Raw genomic sequence first — 18,485 nt, 5'->3', positions numbered from 1 at the left:
CATCATATTCTGACATGCCAATTTCGAAGATGGCAGTAACAGGATAAGACTTGACCCGCGGTGCCATGCCGAGCGGCGTCACATCGCCATCAGGTGAAATCAGCGTCAGCCTGTCGCCGAGGCCCAAACCCATATTCTCAGCCATGCGGGTGCCGATTGCCACACCGCCGGCAGTATTAAAGCCCTGAAACGTACCCTGCCGGACATTCTTCGCAACCAGTTGCAGCTTGTTGATATCCTCTTCCCGCAAACCGCGCACGAGTGCGCCGGAGCCAGCACCAACATTGCCTTTGGCAAGCACCTGTCCCTCAACGACCGGGATGGCGAAGGAGATGCCGGGCAGCGCATCAACGCGTTTGATCACCGCATCGAAATCATCAAGCGGCCTGTCCATAGGCTGCATGATCACGTGGCCATTAATGCCAAGAATGCGGGTCAAAAGTTCAGCGCGAAAGCCGTTCATGACCGCCATGACAATAATCAGAGTTGCTACCCCAAGCATGATGCCCGTGAATGAAAACCCGGCGATGACCGAGATGAACGTTTCCTTGCGCCTTGCACGCAGATAACGCCAGGCAATCATGCGCTCATAAGCGGAAAACGGCTTTGAGCCGGTCGAAGCGGTCGCCACGGTTTCTGTCATAAAGTTCCCGCCTGAAAGTCCGCAGGTCCGGCCAGCTTATTGATCGCTGCTTCAACGGTGAGCGTTTCCCGTTCGCCTGTCGCACGATCCTTGATCTCGACTTCCCCGGCAGCCACACCGCGCGGGCCGACAATAATTTGCGTTGGCAGACCGATCAGATCCATCTTGGCAAACTTGGCACCGGGACGATCATCAGTATCGTCGAGCAGTGGTTCGAGCCCGGCTTTGGTCAAGGCATCATAAAACTTTAGCGAAACAGCGTCACACGCTTCATCGCCGGGTTTCATATTGACGATGCCAGCTCCAAATGGCGCGACTGCCTTTGGCCAGATGATTCCGTTCTCATCATGGGATGCTTCGATGATCGCAGCGATAACGCGTGACGGACCAATACCGTAAGATCCCATGGATACCGGATATTCCTTGCCATCAGGTCCACTAACCTTTGCGCCCATAGGTTCGGAATATTTGGTACCGAAGTGGAAAATGTGACCAACTTCAATGCCGCGCGCCGCCATCTGATGAGAGCCATCAACTTTTGACCACGCTGCCTCATCATGCATTTCATCAGTCGCAGCATAGGGTGTCGTCCAGCGTGTCACGATATCGGCAATCTGCTGATTGTCATCGAAATCCGTATCGGCACCCGGCACTGGCAGATCGAGATAGGCTCGATCACAGTAAACCTGACTCTCGCCGGTTTCTGCCAGAATGATGAATTCATGGCTCAGATCGCCACCGATCGGCCCTGTATCCGCGCGCATTGGAATGACCTTGATACCCAGACGCGAAAATGTACGAAGGTAAGCCACAAACATGCGGTTGTAGGCGGCTTTCGCGCCATCAAAATCAAGATCGAAGGAATAAGCGTCCTTCATAAGGAATTCGCGTGAACGCATCACACCGAAGCGTGGGCGACGCTCGTCCCGGAACTTCCACTGAATATGATAAAGATTCAGCGGCAAGTCCTTGTAAGATTTGACATAAGCGCGGAAAATCTCGGTGATCATTTCCTCATTTGTCGGCCCAAACAGCATGTCGCGATCGCCGCGATCCTTAATGCGTAGCATCTCGTCGCCATAAGCATCGTAACGTCCACTTTCGCGCCAAAGATCAGCCGATTGAATCGTAGGCATCAGCAATTCAATTGCGCCGGAACGATTCTGTTCTTCACGGATAATATTGCTTACCTTGTTGAGGATGCGCAGCCCCGCCGGCAGCCATGCATAAATACCTGCCGATTCCTGGCGAATCAGGCCGGCACGCAGCATGAGTCTGTGCGAGACAATTTCTGCCTCTTTGGGATTCTCTTTAAGGATAGGCAGGAAGTAACGGGAAAGCCGCATGAAGGTCACCAAAATTGAACAACGCCTGAATGGTTGAAGAATCAGGCAAAACCAAGTGCAAAGTCGATATTTCTTATCGGCTTAACAGGTGATTGGGAACCCGCAACTGCATATCACACAGGTTGATATTGAGAAGAGATTCACTCTCGTGCAAGATTTCTAATCAAAAGATGACAGGAACGAATATTTTTCGTGACATTTCGAAGGCAGTCCGCTATTTTTTTAAGCATAAGGAGAAAGTAAGAATATTTCTGCTTTCCTACGCGGTCAAAGTCTTGGGAGGATGTGACCCAGGCGCGGTTTCCGCAGCCGCCACGCAAGTGGATTGGGTCAGACGCGATCTTTAAATGCAAGGCGAAAGCCTTGCATTTTTTTTGTCTTCATTTATGGATTGCGCCAATTGTCTGATATTTCGAAACAGATTCAGTTTACGCTTTTACCCTAACCACCTGTATTCATTATTTATTTTAATTGCCGATTTGTAGGGCTGTTTCTTCTCTTCAATTACCGGGAATAGAACGGCCTTCACTGCCTTAAAATTCATCATTTCATTTCTGGTACTTCGACCACATTTCGTAATCCAATATTCGAAGATTATTTTTACTTAGGCATTTTTCTAATGAAGCATACATTTCGACGGATCTGCGTGGGTACCGTCACCCGCAATCGCCCAATCATGCTGGAAGCACTCCTTGATTCTTATGCAAAGATGGCAATTCCGGCTGGCACACAGCTGGAGTTTGTCATAATCGAAAACAATGAGACGGCAACTCTTCACGACATTGTGGAGCGCTTTCGGGCAAAAATCCCGGATTCAATTGTTCAATACGACGTCGAACCACGTCTCGGAATCTCATTTGTTCGCAACCGTGTCCTTGAAAACGCAATTTCCAGTGGTTGCGACCTGCTCACCTTCGCCGACGATGATGAAGTAGTCACACAAGATTGGCTCATCCAACTCTTGGCGGAGCGGGATGCATCGGATCTGGATATTGTCGGTGGTCCAGTGCGACCAGCACCAGCTGAGAATGTTTCACCTTGGGGCAGAATGATCTGGAATTCCATAAACAAGGCGATGCATGCCCGCGAACTTGCTTCATGTACTACCAGAGCCAAAGGCTGTGCTGGCAAACTGCGCATCGCAACAAATAACTGGCTGGGCAAATTGGATTTCTTTCGCTCCACCGGAGTACGGTTTGATGAGACCCTCGGATTGAACGGTGGTGAGGACTGGCGCCTATATGCCGATGCCAAGAAGATCGGTGCTAAAACCGGTTGGGCTCCCTTGGCGATTGTCCACGAGACAATCCCGATAGAGCGGCTGAGGCTCGCCTATCAATTCAGGAGAAGCCGCGATCATTGCGCCGTTGAGATCAGGTCAAGGCTAGCCAGTAAACCCATCTATACGATTTGCCGTCTGCCGGGCTCGATTTTGGCGCGTCTGTTTAAGCTGATCATTCAACTGGCACACTTGCCATTTACACCAATCCAATCGCTCATAACCATGGTGGCTTATCTAGGAAGCGTCGTGGGTATGCTGCAAGCTTTCACACCCCATCACTCGCCGCATTATCAAAAAACAACCGGCCATTAACGTGCTTAATCCAGCTGCGGGAAGAACACTGGCAAGTCGTTCACGCCATAACCGAGCTTTTCATTGACCACGTAGAAAATCGCGAAAATGATAGCGGAAACTATTGTGGTCCATAGAAACACCCGGCCCATCCGATGCTTGTGCGGTGCGCTTGGTGTTGTGCCCAAAGTTACATCATCTTCATCCGCCTGAGTGCGCAGGCCGATTGGCAGCATGGTGAAGAGTGTCAGCCACCAGAAGATGAAATAGACAGCCATCGCTGTTGCTATCGGCATCACGCTTGCTCCAGTTCAATCAGCGTCCCGTTGAAATCTTTCGGGTGAAGAAACAAAACAGGCTTTCCATGCGCGCCAAGTTTCGGCTCTCCGTCACCCAGCACACGGGCACCCTGATCTTTTAGCCGGTCGCGCGCTGCCAGTATATCGGGCACTTCGTAGCAGACATGATGAATGCCGCCGGAAGGGTTCTTGGTCAGAAATGCTGAAATCGGCGAGTCTGCAGACAGAGGCTCCAAAAGCTCGATCTTGGTGTTACCCACATCAATGAACACAACTGTCACACCATGTTCAGGGAGAATTTGCGGCTCTGTCAGCTTTGCTCCAAGGGTATCCCTATAAATAGCAGAGGCAGCCGCCATATCAGGAACTGCAATCGCCACATGGTTGAGCCGTCCCAGCATCGCCACCCTCAGACTTTTGTTACGAATACGGTGACAATCGGCTTTTTGCCCCAAGCCTCATTGGCAGCAGAGCGAACCGCACGCCGGATTGCTTCGCGTACCATTGCCAAATCCCGGCGCTTTTCACGCGGAATACTCTGAAGCGCACCAACGGCAGCGTCATAGAGCAGATCTTCAAGTAGTTCACCTTCGTCGTCCACTTCGGGAACGCCGAAAGGCACAAGTTCCGGATCTTCGAGTATGTTGTATTTGGCATCGAGAATAAACGAAACAGCCACATGCCCGACGTAAGAAAGCTTGCGGCGATCGACAATCCCGACTTCTTCCTCGTCACCAATCAGCCTGCCATCTTTGATCAGGCGCCCGAAAGGAGCTTCTCCAATAATCTCGGCGCGACCGGGTGCAAGACGCAGAATATCGCCATTGCGCACCTGCGGCACTTCGGGAATGCCAGCCATGGCTGCCAAAGAGCCCTGTCCGACAAGATGAGCCGCCTCGCCATGAACGGGAACCAGAATGCGCGGGCGAACCCACTCATACATACGCTTCAACTCATTACGGCGTGGATGGCCGGAAACGTGAACCAGTTGATCGCCATCGGATATGATCTGCACGCCCTGCTCGATCAAAAGGTTTTTTGTATCGTTGATGGCTTTTTCATTACCGGGAATTGCCCGGGATGAATAAATCACCGTATCGCCCGGTGAGAGTGCAACGCTACGCATCTCGTCTCTTGCGAGTTTGGCAAGCGCGGCACGCGGCTCGCCTTGGCTGCCGGTCAATATGATGACCATGTTTTCCCGTGGGATATAGCCGTAATCGTCTTCCGACAAAAATTCCGGCACACCGTCAAGATAACCAAGTTCAGTCGCAACATCTATCATTCGCTTCATGGAACGGCCGAGTACGAGCGTCTGCCTGCCCGCATCTCTTGCCGCCAGAGCGATGGAGCGAATACGACCGACATTCGAAGAGAACGAAGTGATCGCCACGCGACCGCGCGCATTTTCGATAATCTCCCGCAGGCTGTCGCCAACTTCCTGCTCGGATGGGGACTCCCCGTCCCGCAACGCATTGGTGGAATCGCACATCAGTGCAAGCACACCCTCATCACCAAGCGCACGAAACCGCGCTTCGTTAATAAGCGGTCCGATGGATGGCTCAGGGTCCATCTTCCAGTCGCCGGTGTGAATGACAGTGCCAAGTGGCGTCCTGATAGCGAGCGATACCGGCTCAGGAATCGAATGAGTTACCGCCAGCGCTTCAAACTCGAAAGGACCGACATTGAACGTCTCGCCAGCGCGATAGATGGTTACTGGAATATCCGGCGCGCCCGGTTCCGAATGACGTTTGGCCGCGAGCAGCCCCGCCGTAAATGGCGTAGCATAAACCGGCACATTCAGCAGCGGCCATAAATCCAGCAGGGCTCCGTAGTGATCTTCATGTGCATGGGTAATAACGATACCCTTGAGATTGTTTCGCTCAGCTTGAAGAAAACGAATATCCGGAAGAATCAAATCAGCTCCCGGAAGATCGGGGCCAGCAAAACTTACACCCATATCGACCACTACCCACTCGCGTTTGCGCGCTGGGCCGTAACCGTAGAGGGCGAGATTCATGCCGATTTCACCGACACCACCTAAAGGCAGAAAAACAAGTTCCGCTTGATCGGAATTTGCCATTTATACTCCTAAAAACTGAAGCTCATTCAGCGTTTGCCGATGCCACTGTTCCAAAATGAACGTCACCGGCTGCAATCTTCTGCCGTAAGCCGTCATTGTCACGAATGACGAACTGGCAGTCTTCGTCAATTGTTTCAAATATACCACGCACTACCGCCCCGTCTATTCGAACGGCGACTTCACTGCCAATTCCTGCGGCTTGCGACAGCCAGCGCTTGCGAATATCACTCAAGCCGCGTCCGTTTGCCCAAACGCGATAGTTTTCTTCCCAGGCATCCGACAAAGCCAGAAACAAGGTTTCTGCATCGCAAGTCGCGCCAAGCCGAGCCAGTGATGTGGCTGGATAAGGCACATCTTCCGGATAGGCAACAACATTAACGCCAATGCCAATGACTACTGCCAAACGCCCGTCCGACATAATGGTCGATTCAAGCAGAATGCCGGCCATTTTTGCACCGCCTGCGAGAAGGTCATTTGGCCATTTAAGTTCTACTCGTAGCGGCGCTTTTCCGGCTCCCGCATTACCAGCACCGTCCATTCCTACGGAAAAGTTGGCCGTCGGACACACCGCGTTCAATGCATCAGCGAGTGAAAGCCCTGCGACAAAGCCGAGTGTGGCGGCGCTTTTCAGATCGACATTGCCGGTAAGCAGCAAAGAGGCGGCGAGATTTCCCTCCGGCGACGACCATGCCCTGCCGCGGCGCCCTCGCCCGCTTTCCTGCTTTTTTGATACAATCCAGAGTTTGCCGGGGTCACCCGCCTGCGCACGCTCAAGGGCGACGGCATTGGTGGAACCGATTGTTTCAAAAGCCTCAAGCCGAAAACCATTCTGCTGGGCGATTGGCGATAGGGCAAATCCTGTCAAATTCTTAGCCTAGAAAAACGACTTGGATGCGGCTTCCGCATAGGTACTGACCGGACCACCAATCAGAACGTATAGCAGAACAAGCAATCCGGATGCGCCGAGCACGAGACGGAGTTCGCCAGCCACAGGCACAAACCCGCCGACAGGCTCATCGAACCACATGATCTTGATGATGCGCAGGTAATAAAACGCGCCAACCACGGAAGCCACGATACCGATAATGGCAAGAGCGTAGAGATTGGCCTGCATCGCTGCAAGGAACGTATACCACTTGCCCCAGAACCCTGCGAGCGGCGGAATGCCTGCCAGCGAGAACATGAGAATTGTCAGAATGGTCGCCATGATCGGATTTGTGCGCGACAGACCGGCAAGATCGCCGATCTGTTCGACGTTTCCGTCCTTACGGCGCATCGCCAGAATAAAAGCAAATGTGCCAAGCGTTGTGACCAGATAGATCAGCATGTAAATGGCAACGCCCTTGACGCCAACCTGTGTACCGGCAGCGAGCCCGACAAGCGCATAACCCATATGGCTGATCGAAGAATAAGCCATCAGACGCTTGATATTGCGTTGGCCGATAGCTGCAAAAGCACCAAGGATCATCGAAGCGATAGCGATGAAAACGACGATCTGCTGCCAGTCATGAGTAATCGGCTGGAATGTATCGACCGACACACGAGTCAGCAAAGCCATCGCTGCCATTTTTGGCGCTGTTGCAAAGAACGCAGTTACGGGTGTTGGCGCACCTTCATAAACGTCAGGCGTCCACATATGGAATGGAACAGCAGAAATCTTGAATGCGAGACCGGCAAAAATGAAAACCAATCCAAATACAACGCCGAGCTGACGCTCAGGACCGGCGAGAGCGTGTGCAATTCCTTCGAAGCCTGTATGACCGGTAAAACCGTAAACGAGTGAAATACCGTAGAGCAGCATGCCCGAAGACAAAGCACCGAGAACAAAATATTTCAGGCCAGCTTCCGTCGAGCGAACGCTGTCACGATTGATGGCGGCAACCACGTAGAGTGCCAATGATTGCAGTTCGAGGCTGAGATAAAGGGACAGCGTGTCATTGGCCGAAATCATCAGCAACATGCCGACATTGGCGAGCAGGATCAAGATCGGGAATTCGAACTTATCGAACTTTTCGGCTTTGGCGAAGCCAGACGACATGATCAGGGTAACAATCGAGCCCACAAGTGTCAGCACCTTCATGAAGCCTGAGAAAGAATCATTGATGAAGGCGCGACCAAAAGCATTGCCCTGCTGCGGAAACACGGCCACCAGTGCCAGCGCCAGCAAAAGCAGCACGACGCTGAGACCATTAACCAGCTTGTACGACTTCTCGCCGGAGAATGCTCCGACCATCAGGAGAGCCATTGCTCCCACTGCAAGAAGCAGTTCGGGAGCCATGAGCGTCAGGTTGGCAATCATATCGGTCTGCATCGGCCTTGGCCTCTTCCTGCTATTTCAACGCCAGAGTGGCAGCTGAGGACAGCGCGTTATTGTATTGATTGATAAGTGCATGCACGGAGCTAGCCGTCGCATCGAATACCGGCATTGGATAAACACCGTAGAAGATCGTGAGGATCAGCAGCGGATAGATCACCGCCTTCTCACGCGGCGACATATCCAGAAGCGCCTTCAGGCTCTCCTTGTCCAGCGACCCGAACACCACGCGGCGATAAAGCCACAGTGCATAGGCCGCCGAGAAGATAACACCCGAGGTGGCAAACAATGCGACCCATGTGTTGACACGGAATACACCCATCAGTGTCAGGAATTCACCGATGAACCCTGAGGTTCCCGGCAAGCCGACATTCGCCATGGTGAATATCAGGAACACCACAGCATATTTCGGCATATTGTTGACGAGACCGCCATAGGCCGAGATTTCACGTGTGTGTGTGCGGTCGTAGACGATTCCAACGCAAAGGAACAGCGCCGCCGAAACCAGACCATGTGACAGCATCTGGAACAATGCGCCCTGAATGCCCTGCTCGTTTGCTGCAAAAATACCCATGGTCACATAGCCCATATGAGCCACAGATGAGTAGGCTATCAGCTTTTTGATATCTTCCTGCATGAGGGCAACAAGCGAGGTGTAAACGATTGCGACAACTGAAAGCGTATAGATGATCGGTGCAAAGTCAGCAGAAGCGACCGGGAACATCGGAAGTGAGAAACGCAGGAAGCCGTAGCCGCCGAGCTTCAACAGAATGCCGGCCAGAATGGCAGAGGCTGCAGTTGGCGCTTCCACGTGTGCGTCGGGCAACCAGGTGTGAACTGGCCACATTGGCATCTTCACTGCAAAGGAAGCAAAGAAGGCAAACCAGAGCCATGTCTGCATTGAGACCGGGAAAGAATGCGCCAATAGTGTCGGAATGTCTGTCGTTCCTGCCTGCCAATACATAGCCATGATGGCGAGCAGCATCAGCACCGAGCCAAGCAATGTATAAAGGAAGAACTTGAAGCTGGCATAAACGCGACGCTTGCCACCCCAAACACCAATGATGATGAACATCGGTACCAGAACAGCTTCGAAGAAGACGTAGAACAGAACGATATCCAGCGCGCAGAACACACCGACCATCAGCGTTTCCAGAACAAGAAACGCGATCATATATTCCTTCACACGCGTCTGGATCGCTTCCCAGCTGGCCAGGATGCAAAGCGGCATCAAAAATGTGGTGAGGATGACGAACAGCATGGAAATGCCATCCACACCCATATGGTATGAAATACCGCTATCGAGCCACGCCGCTTTTTCAACAAACTGGAAACCAGCCTGTGCATTGTCGAAATAATACCAGATCGGCAATGACAGCAGGAATGTGATGATCGTTGTCCATAGCGCTACATTGCGAATGTTGCGGCGAGCAGCGTCACTGTCATCACGAATGAGCAGTATCAGAAAGGCACCGACCAATGGCAAGAAGGTTACGGTGGTAAGAATTGGCCAGTCGGTCATCAGAAGTTGCTCCCGAGCATCATCCACGTGACGAGTGCGGCGACCCCGATGAGCATCGCGAACGCATAGTGATAAAGATAACCGGTCTGCAGACGCACCACACGGTTGGTGACATCGACAACACGGGCGGAAATGCCGTCCGGGCCATGTCCATCGATCAGCCAGCCGTCGCCGCGCTTCCAAAGGAACTTGCCGAGAGCCATTGCCGGGCGAACAAACAGGAAGTCATAAAGCTCGTCGAAGTACCACTTGTTCAGAAGGAACTGGTAAAGCCCGGAATGCTGTTCGGCGAGGCGCTTTGGCGTTTCCGGCGAGCGGATATAGAAATACCACGCACCGATGAAACCTGCGACCATTGCCAGGAATGGCGACATGGCGACGATAAATGGCACGTGATGATATTCCGCCAAAATCTCGTTCTCGGGTCCGGTAAACAGTGCCCCCTTCCAGAACTCGGCATACTCGTGACCGAAGAAGTATTCCTTGAACACGACACCGGCAAACAAGGCACCAATCGCCAAGATGAACAACGGCACCAGCATGACATAAGGTGATTCATGCACGTGATGCATGACATCGTGGCTGGCGCGCGGCTTGCCATGGAACGTCATGAAAATCAGGCGCCATGAATAGAAACTGGTGAATACGGCCGCAATCACGAGAAGTATAAACGCGTAGCCGGCAGCCGGATTGTGTGATGCAAAGGCAGACTCGATAATTGCATCTTTGGAGAAGAAGCCGGCTGTACCGATAACTGTTCCAGGAATACCCAGACCAGTCAAAGCAACTGTCCCGATCACCATCATCCAATAGGTCTTGGGGATGAGTTTACGCAGACCACCCATATGACGCATGTCCTGTTCATCGGACACGGCATGGATAACCGAGCCGGCGCAAAGGAATAGCAGCGCTTTGAAGAATGCGTGCGTGAACAGATGGAACACACCGGCACCATAAGCACCAAGGCCAAGCGCCACGAACATGTAGCCGAGCTGCGAGCAGGTCGAATAAGCGATAACGCGCTTGATATCGTTTTGTACAAGACCAACTGTTGCCGCAAAGAATGCTGTCGTTGCACCTATGAAGGTAACGAAGACCAGAGCTGTATGCGACAGCTCGAATATGGGCGATAGACGCGCAACCATGAACACACCGGCGGTAACCATTGTTGCCGCGTGGATAAGTGCGGACACAGGCGTCGGGCCTTCCATGGCGTCAGGCAGCCATGTGTGCAGCAGGAACTGCGCGGATTTACCCATGGCACCCATGAACAGAAGCAGGCAGGCAATGGTGATCGCCCCTTGCTTGTCCAGTTCATAGCCTAGGAAGTTGAGGACAACCTTGCCGGCATCCGCAGCGCCTTCAGCCGGCAGGTAGGTTGCCGCCGCGCTGAACAGCGTATCGAACTGCACGGTGTCAAAAAGCACGAAGAGCGAGAAAATACCAAGCAGGAAGCCGAAGTCACCAACGCGGTTGACGATGAACGCTTTCATGGCCGCTGCATTTGCCGAAGGTTTCTTGAACCAGAAACCAATAAGCAAATAGGACGCCAGACCAACGCCTTCCCAGCCGAAGAACATCTGAACCAGATTATCGCCAGTCACCAGCATCAGCATGGCGAAGGTAAAGAGCGAAAGGTAGGCAAAGAAACGCGGGCGATGCGGATCGTGGTGCATATAGCCGATTGAATAAGTATGCACGAGCGCAGAGACCGTATTGACCACGACAAGCATAACTACTGTCAGCGTATCGATACGAAGAGCCCAATCGAAGCTGAGTGAACCGGATTCCACCCAATGCAGAACAGGAACCTTGAAAGCTTCGCCATGACCAAGACCTACCGTCACAAACGCTACCCATGACAGGATAGCGACAAGGATCAGCAGACCAGTCGTTACATACTCACTCGCCTTGGCACCGATTGACGAGCCAAAAAGGCCCGCTATCAGAAAGCCGATCAGCGGCAGGAAGACAATCGCCAGATACAGCATGCCCCCGTCAACCTTTCATCATATTGACGTCTTCCACGGCAATCGACCCACGATTGCGGTAGAACACGACGAGAATTGCAAGACCGATAGCGGCTTCAGCAGCAGCTACAGTCAGAACAAACAATGCGAAGATCTGGCCAACCAGATCGCCCAGCGCAGCTGAGAAAGCCACGAAATTCAAGTTCACAGCCAGAAGGATCAATTCGACCGACATCAGGATAACGATAACGTTCTTCCTGTTGAGGAAAATGCCGAAGATACCCATCGTGAACAGCAAGGCAGAGACGGTGAGATAGTGAGCGATACCGATTTCCATCATCAAATACCTTTGCCTGTTTCGACCTGTTTGATTTCAACTGCCGTCTCGGGCGTGCGCGCGACCTGCTGTGAGATGTTCTGGCGCTTGACGCCTTCCTTATGACGCAGGGTCAGGACAATCGCACCGATCATCGCAACCAGAAGCACGAGACCGGCAATCTGGAAGAAATAGACATAGTCCGTATAAAGAATGTCGCCGAGCGCTGCGGTGTTGGAACGCGTAGCAATGTCCGGTGTCGGCTGAACAACAACCGAAGCCACATTCGGCGCGAATACCGACCCGCCGAGAACGACGATCAGTTCAACCGCCAGGATAATCCCGACAAGCGCGCCCACTGGCGCATATTGCAGGGCACCACTCTTCAATTCGGCGAAATCCACATCCAGCATCATCACGACGAAGAGGAAGAGAACTGCCACCGCGCCGACATAAACCACCAGAAGGATCATCGCCAGGAATTCGGCGCCGGTCAGCAGGAAGAGCCCTGCCGCGTTGAAGAAGGCAAGGATAAGGAACAGCACGGAATGCACTGGATTGCGGGCTGCAATCACCATGAAAGCACTGGCGATTGTTATGAAGGCGAAGAGGTAAAAAAACGCCGCCGCTATACCTGTCAGCATGGGTTCCCCCGATTTCCATTCCGGCAGAAACATCTGCCATTTTCAACGAATCGGCCGCTCAACCGGCAACCGATCCTTCTAAATTTCATGCGTCTTAGCGCATGTTCCTGTCCGGTTGAAGCGGCCGGACATGGACACAAGCGCGCAGTCAACTATCAGCGGTAAGGCGCGTCCATGGCGATGTTGCGCGCCAGTTCCCGCTCCCAGCGATCGCCATTGGCGATCAACCGCTCCTTGTCATAATAAAGTTCTTCACGGGTTTCCGTGGCGAACTCGAAATTCGGCCCTTCTACAATCGCGTCGACCGGGCAAGCTTCCTGACAGAACCCGCAATAAATGCACTTCACCATGTCGATGTCGTAGCGCACCGTGCGGCGTGTTCCATCATTGCGGCGCGGACCGGCTTCGATGGTGATAGCCTGTGCCGGGCAAATGGCTTCACACAGCTTGCAGGCGATGCAGCGCTCTTCACCATTTGGATAACGGCGCAAAGCATGCTCACCACGAAAACGCGGGCTGATCGGCCCCTTTTCATAAGGATAGTTTAGCGTTGCCTTTGGCGCGAAGAACTGGCGCATCGACAGAAAGAACGCGTTGACGAACTCCAGCAGGAGCAGCGATTTGGCAGCTTGTGCGAGCGAACTCATGGTGTAAGCCCCGTAATTTTGAGGAAGGCGGCGGTCGCGACAACCATGAACAGCGAGATCGGCAGGAAGACTTTCCAACCAAGGCGCATCAATTGATCGTAGCGGTAGCGCGGAACGAATGCCTTCACCATGGCGAACATGAAGAAGCACATAAAGAGTTTCAGAAGGAACCAGATAACACCGGGTACCCAGTTGAGGAACCACACGTCAACCGGCGGCAGCCATCCGCCAAGGAACATGATGGTCGTCAAAGCACACATCAGGGTGATGGCGACATATTCACCGAGGAAGAACAGCAGAAACGCGGTCGACGAATATTCAATCATATGACCGGCAACGAGTTCCGATTCAGCTTCCACAAGATCGAAAGGCGGACGGTTTGTCTCTGCCAGCGCCGAAATAAAGAAGATGATGAACATCGGGAACAGGCCGAGCCAGTACCAGTCAAGGAACGAGCTTGGCAGGCCGGCCATCGTACCTAGGCCATCCCTTTGCGAATTCACGATATCGGTCAGGTTCAACGAACCAACGCAAAGCAGAACGGTTACGATCACAAAGCCGATGGAGACTTCATAGGAAACCATCTGCGCAGCGGAACGCAGTGCTCCGAGGAAAGGATATTTCGAGTTGGAAGCCCAACCCGCCATGATCACGCCGTACACTTCCAGCGATGAGATGGCCAAAACATAGAGAATACCGACATTGACGTTGGCAACAGCCCAGCCTTCATTAACCGGAATAACCGCCCAGGCGGCCATTGCCAGAACCGACGAAACCAACGGCGCCAGAAGGAAAATACCCTTGTTTGCGCCAGAAGGAATAATTGGTTCCTTCACGACAAATTTGAGAAGATCGGCGAAGGACTGCAACAGACCGAAAGGCCCGACAACGTTTGGACCACGACGCAACTGTACAGCGGCCCAGATCTTGCGATCGGCCAGCAGCAAATAAGCGATGATCAGCAACATCACGACCAGCAGCAGCAGTGATTTTCCGAGGATAATCAGCAGCGGGATGATGTATGTATAGAATATTTCTTCCATGTCAGTCTCTTCCCGCCTACTCGGCTGCCTGCTTGAAGCCGCCCTTGGCAAGCGCAGAACACTCCGCCATTACAGCAGAAGCCCGCGCTATCGGGTTGGTTAGGTAAAAATCAGCTACCGGCGAAACAAAGGCTGTCTTTTCGACCGAACCGGGTGTGTTTGCCAGCTTTGCTACATCGGCATAGGAACCGGATTCGATTGCATCAACCGCAGCGAGATGCGGATACTCCGCATAGAGCTTCGAACGCAAGGCTGCCAGAGAGTCGAATGGCAGTTTTTTACCGAGGACATCCGAGAGGGCACGCAGCACGGCCCAATCTTCCTTGGCATTACCCGGAGCAAAACCGGCGCGATTGGTCATCTGCACGCGGCCTTCCGTGTTGACGTAGGTACCAGACTTTTCGGTATAGGTTGCGCCCGGCAGAATAACGTCTGCATTGTGCGCGCCCTGATCACCATGCGTACCGATATAGATTGTGACGGCGCTGCTCTTGTCTGACCATGGAAGTTCGTCAGCGCCGAGCAGGAACAGCACGTCAAGCGCGCCATTCATTTCGGCAACCTTTTTGCCACCTTCGCCCGGTACGAAACCGATATCGAGCGAACCGACGCGGCTGGCAGCTGTGTGAACAACGCCGAAGCCATTCCATTCATCGCTCAGCGCACCAGTATCTGCAGCAATTTTTGCTGCCAGACCCAGTACCGCAGCACTGTCTGTGCGGTTAAGAGCGCCCTGCCCGATGAGGATCAGCGGGTTCTTTGCCTTCTTCAGTACGCCGTGGAACTTCAATGAACCGGCAGCCAGATCAGCCAATGTTTCAGCGCCAGCACCGAGGTACTCGTATTTGAGGCGCATGTCGGCCTGTTCGCCGATAACCGCAATGGGAATGCCCGCAGCGCGCCAGCGCTTGCGTAGACGTGCATTGAGCAAGGATGCTTCAAAGCGCGGGTTCGAACCGATAATCAGAACCGCATCGGTCTGTTCGATACCGTCGATTGACGGATTGAAAATATACGATGCACGGCCATCAGCTGTGTTCAGAACTGAACCATCCTGACGGGCATCGATATTTGCTGAACCGAGCGACTGCATCAGCAGCTTCAAGGCGTACATTTCTTCAACGGTTGCCAGATCACCGGCAATCGCACCGATTTTCTCACCGCTTGTCTTCGCGACAGCCTCTTGGATCGCGTCAAATGCTTCTGGCCAGCTGGCAGCAACAAGGCGCCCACCCTTGCGAATGTAAGGCCGGTCAAGACGCTGTGTACGCAAGCCGTCCCAGATGAAACGTGTCTTGTCGGAGATCCATTCCTCGTTCACCTGCTCGTTGACGCGCGGCAGAATACGCATCACTTCGCGGCCACGCGTATCAACACGGATCGCAGAGCCAACAGCGTCCATAACATCGATGGATTCGGTCTTGGTCAGTTCCCAAGGGCGCGCCTGAAAAGCGTAAGGCTTGGAGGTCAAAGCGCCGACCGGGCAAAGATCAATAACATTGCCCTGCAATTCCGAAGTCATCGCCTGTTCGAGATATGTGGTGATTTCAGCATCTTCGCCGCGGCCAATCAGGCCAAGTTCGGAAATGCCTGCAACTTCAGTCGTAAAACGAACGCAGCGCGTGCAGTGAATGCAGCGTGTCATGATCGTCTTGACTAATGGTCCGATATATTTGTCTTCAACGGCGCGCTTGTTTTCCTTGTAGCGCGATGAATCAACGCCAAAAGCCATAGCCTGATCCTGCAGATCGCACTCGCCGCCCTGATCGCAGATCGGGCAGTCCAGCGGATGGTTGATCAGCAGAAATTCCATAACGCCTTCGCGGGCCTTCTTGACCATCGGCGTATTGGTGAAAATTTCGGGTGTTTCGCCGTTCGGGCCGGGACGCAGGTCGCGGACACCCATGGCACAGGAAGCGGCAGGCTTAGGTGGTCCACCCTTAACTTCGATCAAGCACATGCGGCAGTTGCCGGCGATCGACAAACGCTCATGGAAACAGAAACGCGGCACTTCCGCACCAGCCGTTTCTGCTGCCTGCAGAAGCGTGTAGTGATCCGGTACCTCGATCTCATTACCGTCGACTTTGATCTTCGCCATCGTCTGTCCAACCTCGCGGAACATTCCGCATTTTCTTCCGGCTGCCTTGAAGGCTGCCAACAATTTCATACCGCCGGTACAACCGGCATGCTCTTTATTTTACTTCGCTTACCAAACGGTTTGCCTGGCCAATCCAGTCATCCCGCGAGATACGCCCGTTCAATTTCAACTGGTCATCGATTTTGGCGGCATCTGCCGCCGACCATCCCGCAATCTGTGCATATGAGAGAATGCCCAAGGAATTCAAAACCTGCGCAAGCTTTGGTCCGACTCCTGAAATCTTCTTCAGATCATCCGCCGCGTTGGAGGCCACGCCACCGGTCAAACCTGCCGCAGTTGCCTCGATTGCCGGATCAGCAAAGACTGGGGCCTTTGTTTCCGCTCCGGCCTTTTCACGAATAACCGTCTTTAAAGCCGCAATATCAGTTGCAGTGTCTGTTTTCGCCGCGGGCTGTACAGGTCCGGTCTTCAGATCAAACGACCCAAGCATGGCACTTGTCCAGATGCCGAACATGCGGGTAGCAATTTCGGTGCTTGCTACAGAAACAGCCGCTGCGACCTCAATTTGAGGCGCCAGCAGATTGGCCGCCGGAATAAGCTGCTTCGGCAAAAATGCCGACCAATCAGATCCCAGTGGTTTGTTTCCGGTGCTGGACATCAATCCTTCAACCTTATTCCGCTGCAACAAGCACGGGACGGCTTGTATCTGCGTTGCGTGAGAACTCATCGATACGGCGTTCAATTTCCGGACGGAAATGACGGATCAGACCTTGAACTGGCCATGCAGCTGCATCGCCCAGTGCGCAAATGGTGTGACCTTCAATCTGCTTCGTCACGTCGAGCAGCATGTCGATTTCGCGCTTCTGAGCGTTACCGGTCACCATGCGTTCCATGACACGCCACATCCAGCCCGTGCCCTCACGGCACGGTGTGCACTGGCCGCAGCTTTCATGCTTGAAAAAGTAAGACAGGCGGGCAATAGCGCGCACAATGTCCGTGGACTTGTCCATGACGATAACGGCAGCAGTACCGAAAGATGATTTGACCGCGCGGAGGCCGTCAAAATCCATCGGGCAATCGATAATATCAGCAGCCGGAACAACCGGGCACGAAGCACCGCCGGGAATAACGGCCAATAGATTGTCCCAGCCGCCGCGAATGCCGCCCGCATGACGCTCAATCAGTTCGCGGAAAGGAATGCCCATCTCTTCTTCGACAGTGCATGGGTTGTTGACGTGGCCGGAAACCATGAAAAGCTTGGTGCCGACATTGTTTGGACGGCCGATACCGGAGAACCACGCAGCACCGCGACGCAAAATGGTCGGCGCAACAGCAATCGACTCGACGTTGTTCACAGTCGTCGGGCAGCCATAAAGACCCATATTGGCAGGGAATGGCGGCTTAAGGCGCGGCTGGCCCTTCTTGCCTTCAAGGCTTTCAAGCAGCGCAGTTTCTTCACCGCAGATGTAAGCTCCGGCACCATGATGAACATAGATGTCGTAGTCCCAGCCGTTCTTGTTGTTCTTGCCAAGAAGTCCTGCGTCGTAGCATTCGTCGATTGCAAGCTGCAGTGCTTCACGCTCACGGATATATTCGCCGCGCACATAGATATAGCAGGTGTGGGCAGCCATGGCGAAACCGGCGATCAGGCAGCCTTCGATCAGCGTGTGCGGATCATGGCGCATGATATCACGATCCTTGCAGGTGCCCGGCTCGGACTCATCGGCATTGATCACGAGATAATGTGGGCGGCCGTCGCTTTCCTTCGGCATGAAGGACCATTTCAGGCCTGTCGGGAAGCCAGCACCACCGCGCCCGCGCAGTCCGGAGGCCTTCATCTCATTGATGATCCAGTCACGGCCCTTGGCTATGATGCCTGCCGTGCCATCCCAATGGCCGCGTGACATCACGCCCTTCAACGACTTGTCGTGAAGGCCATAGATATTATTGAAGATGCGGTCCTTATCAGCAAGCATTTCGCACCGGT

17 protein-coding genes are annotated in these 18,485 nt (G+C 53.4%); 1 reads left to right on the top strand and 16 read right to left on the bottom strand.

Features of this window, described 5'->3' with window-relative positions:
- Both PMI41_RS12410 and proS read right to left on the bottom strand, forming a co-directional pair.
- A partial coding sequence (locus tag PMI41_RS12410) for an ABC transporter permease (protein ID WP_008125243.1) occupies window positions 1-643 on the bottom strand: 643 nt, incomplete at its 3' end.
- On the bottom strand, window positions 640-1,989 hold the full coding sequence (proS, locus tag PMI41_RS12405; protein ID WP_008125241.1) for a proline--tRNA ligase: 1,350 nt from the start codon (window positions 1,987-1,989) through the stop codon (window positions 640-642). The genes PMI41_RS12410 and proS, both read right to left, overlap by 4 nt.
- 619 nt (window positions 1,990-2,608) lie before the next feature.
- On the opposite strand from proS, the gene PMI41_RS12400 reads away from it, so the two are divergent.
- Complete coding sequence (locus PMI41_RS12400; RefSeq protein ID WP_008125239.1) at window positions 2,609-3,583, top strand: glycosyltransferase family 2 protein; 975 nt, start codon at window positions 2,609-2,611, stop codon at window positions 3,581-3,583.
- Between the two features lie 5 nt (window positions 3,584-3,588).
- Here the strand turns inward: PMI41_RS12400 and PMI41_RS12395 are convergent, their stop codons facing one another.
- The 14 genes from PMI41_RS12395 to nuoF form a co-directional block, all read right to left on the bottom strand.
- Window positions 3,589-3,858: a DUF1467 family protein gene (locus PMI41_RS12395; RefSeq protein WP_008125237.1), complete on the bottom strand. Its 270-nt coding sequence runs from the start codon at window positions 3,856-3,858 to the stop codon at window positions 3,589-3,591.
- A complete protein-coding gene (gene mce / locus PMI41_RS12390; protein WP_008125234.1) occupies window positions 3,858-4,262 on the bottom strand; it encodes a methylmalonyl-CoA epimerase in 405 nt (134 codons plus the stop codon). Before mce ends, PMI41_RS12395 begins: the two co-directional genes overlap by 1 nt.
- Window positions 4,263-4,270: 8 nt before the next feature.
- Window positions 4,271-5,944: a ribonuclease J gene (locus tag PMI41_RS12385; protein WP_008125233.1), complete on the bottom strand. Its 1,674-nt coding sequence runs from the start codon at window positions 5,942-5,944 to the stop codon at window positions 4,271-4,273.
- A gap of 22 nt (window positions 5,945-5,966) precedes the next feature.
- On the bottom strand, window positions 5,967-6,809 hold the full coding sequence (locus tag PMI41_RS12380) for a biotin--[acetyl-CoA-carboxylase] ligase (protein ID WP_008125231.1): 843 nt from the start codon (window positions 6,807-6,809) through the stop codon (window positions 5,967-5,969).
- Window positions 6,810-6,818: 9 nt separating this feature from the next.
- A complete protein-coding gene (nuoN, locus tag PMI41_RS12375) occupies window positions 6,819-8,255 on the bottom strand; it encodes an NADH-quinone oxidoreductase subunit NuoN (RefSeq protein WP_008125229.1) in 1,437 nt (478 codons plus the stop codon).
- Window positions 8,256-8,274: 19 nt separating this feature from the next.
- Window positions 8,275-9,780 (bottom strand): NADH-quinone oxidoreductase subunit M, encoded by a 1,506-nt coding sequence (locus PMI41_RS12370; protein WP_008125226.1) that lies wholly within the window; start codon window positions 9,778-9,780, stop codon window positions 8,275-8,277.
- Window positions 9,780-11,771 (bottom strand): NADH-quinone oxidoreductase subunit L, encoded by a 1,992-nt coding sequence (gene nuoL, locus PMI41_RS12365; protein WP_008125224.1) that lies wholly within the window; start codon window positions 11,769-11,771, stop codon window positions 9,780-9,782. The genes PMI41_RS12370 and nuoL overlap by 1 nt, the downstream gene beginning before the upstream one ends.
- Window positions 11,772-11,778: 7 nt before the next feature.
- Window positions 11,779-12,087 (bottom strand): NADH-quinone oxidoreductase subunit NuoK, encoded by a 309-nt coding sequence (gene nuoK, locus PMI41_RS12360; protein WP_040854745.1) that lies wholly within the window; start codon window positions 12,085-12,087, stop codon window positions 11,779-11,781.
- A 2-nt stretch (window positions 12,088-12,089) separates the two neighbouring features.
- Window positions 12,090-12,710 carry an NADH-quinone oxidoreductase subunit J gene (locus tag PMI41_RS12355; protein WP_008125222.1) on the bottom strand — a complete coding sequence of 207 codons (621 nt, stop codon included), beginning with the start codon at window positions 12,708-12,710 and terminating at the stop codon, window positions 12,090-12,092.
- Between the two features lie 155 nt (window positions 12,711-12,865).
- Complete coding sequence (nuoI, locus tag PMI41_RS12350; RefSeq protein WP_008125221.1) at window positions 12,866-13,357, bottom strand: NADH-quinone oxidoreductase subunit NuoI; 492 nt, start codon at window positions 13,355-13,357, stop codon at window positions 12,866-12,868.
- Entirely contained in the window at window positions 13,354-14,400 is a 1,047-nt protein-coding gene (gene nuoH, locus PMI41_RS12345; protein WP_008125218.1) for an NADH-quinone oxidoreductase subunit NuoH, read from the bottom strand. Before nuoH ends, nuoI begins: the two co-directional genes overlap by 4 nt.
- Window positions 14,401-14,416: 16 nt before the next feature.
- Window positions 14,417-16,498 carry an NADH-quinone oxidoreductase subunit NuoG gene (gene nuoG, locus PMI41_RS12340; RefSeq protein ID WP_040854742.1) on the bottom strand — a complete coding sequence of 694 codons (2,082 nt, stop codon included), beginning with the start codon at window positions 16,496-16,498 and terminating at the stop codon, window positions 14,417-14,419.
- Between the two features lie 94 nt (window positions 16,499-16,592).
- Window positions 16,593-17,156, bottom strand: a complete 564-nt coding sequence (locus PMI41_RS12335) for a hypothetical protein (RefSeq protein ID WP_008125214.1) — start codon at window positions 17,154-17,156, stop codon at window positions 16,593-16,595.
- A gap of 13 nt (window positions 17,157-17,169) precedes the next feature.
- Window positions 17,170-18,474, bottom strand: a complete 1,305-nt coding sequence (nuoF, locus tag PMI41_RS12330) for an NADH-quinone oxidoreductase subunit NuoF (protein ID WP_008125212.1) — start codon at window positions 18,472-18,474, stop codon at window positions 17,170-17,172.
- Window positions 18,475-18,485: the final 11 nt, after the last annotated feature.

Source organism: Phyllobacterium sp. YR531 (genome assembly GCF_000282595.1).
In the GTDB taxonomy this organism is placed as follows: Bacteria; Pseudomonadota; Alphaproteobacteria; order Rhizobiales; family Rhizobiaceae; genus Phyllobacterium.
Note: the sequence above shows the minus strand (reverse complement) of the source record. Positions and strands in the feature narration are given on the sequence as shown.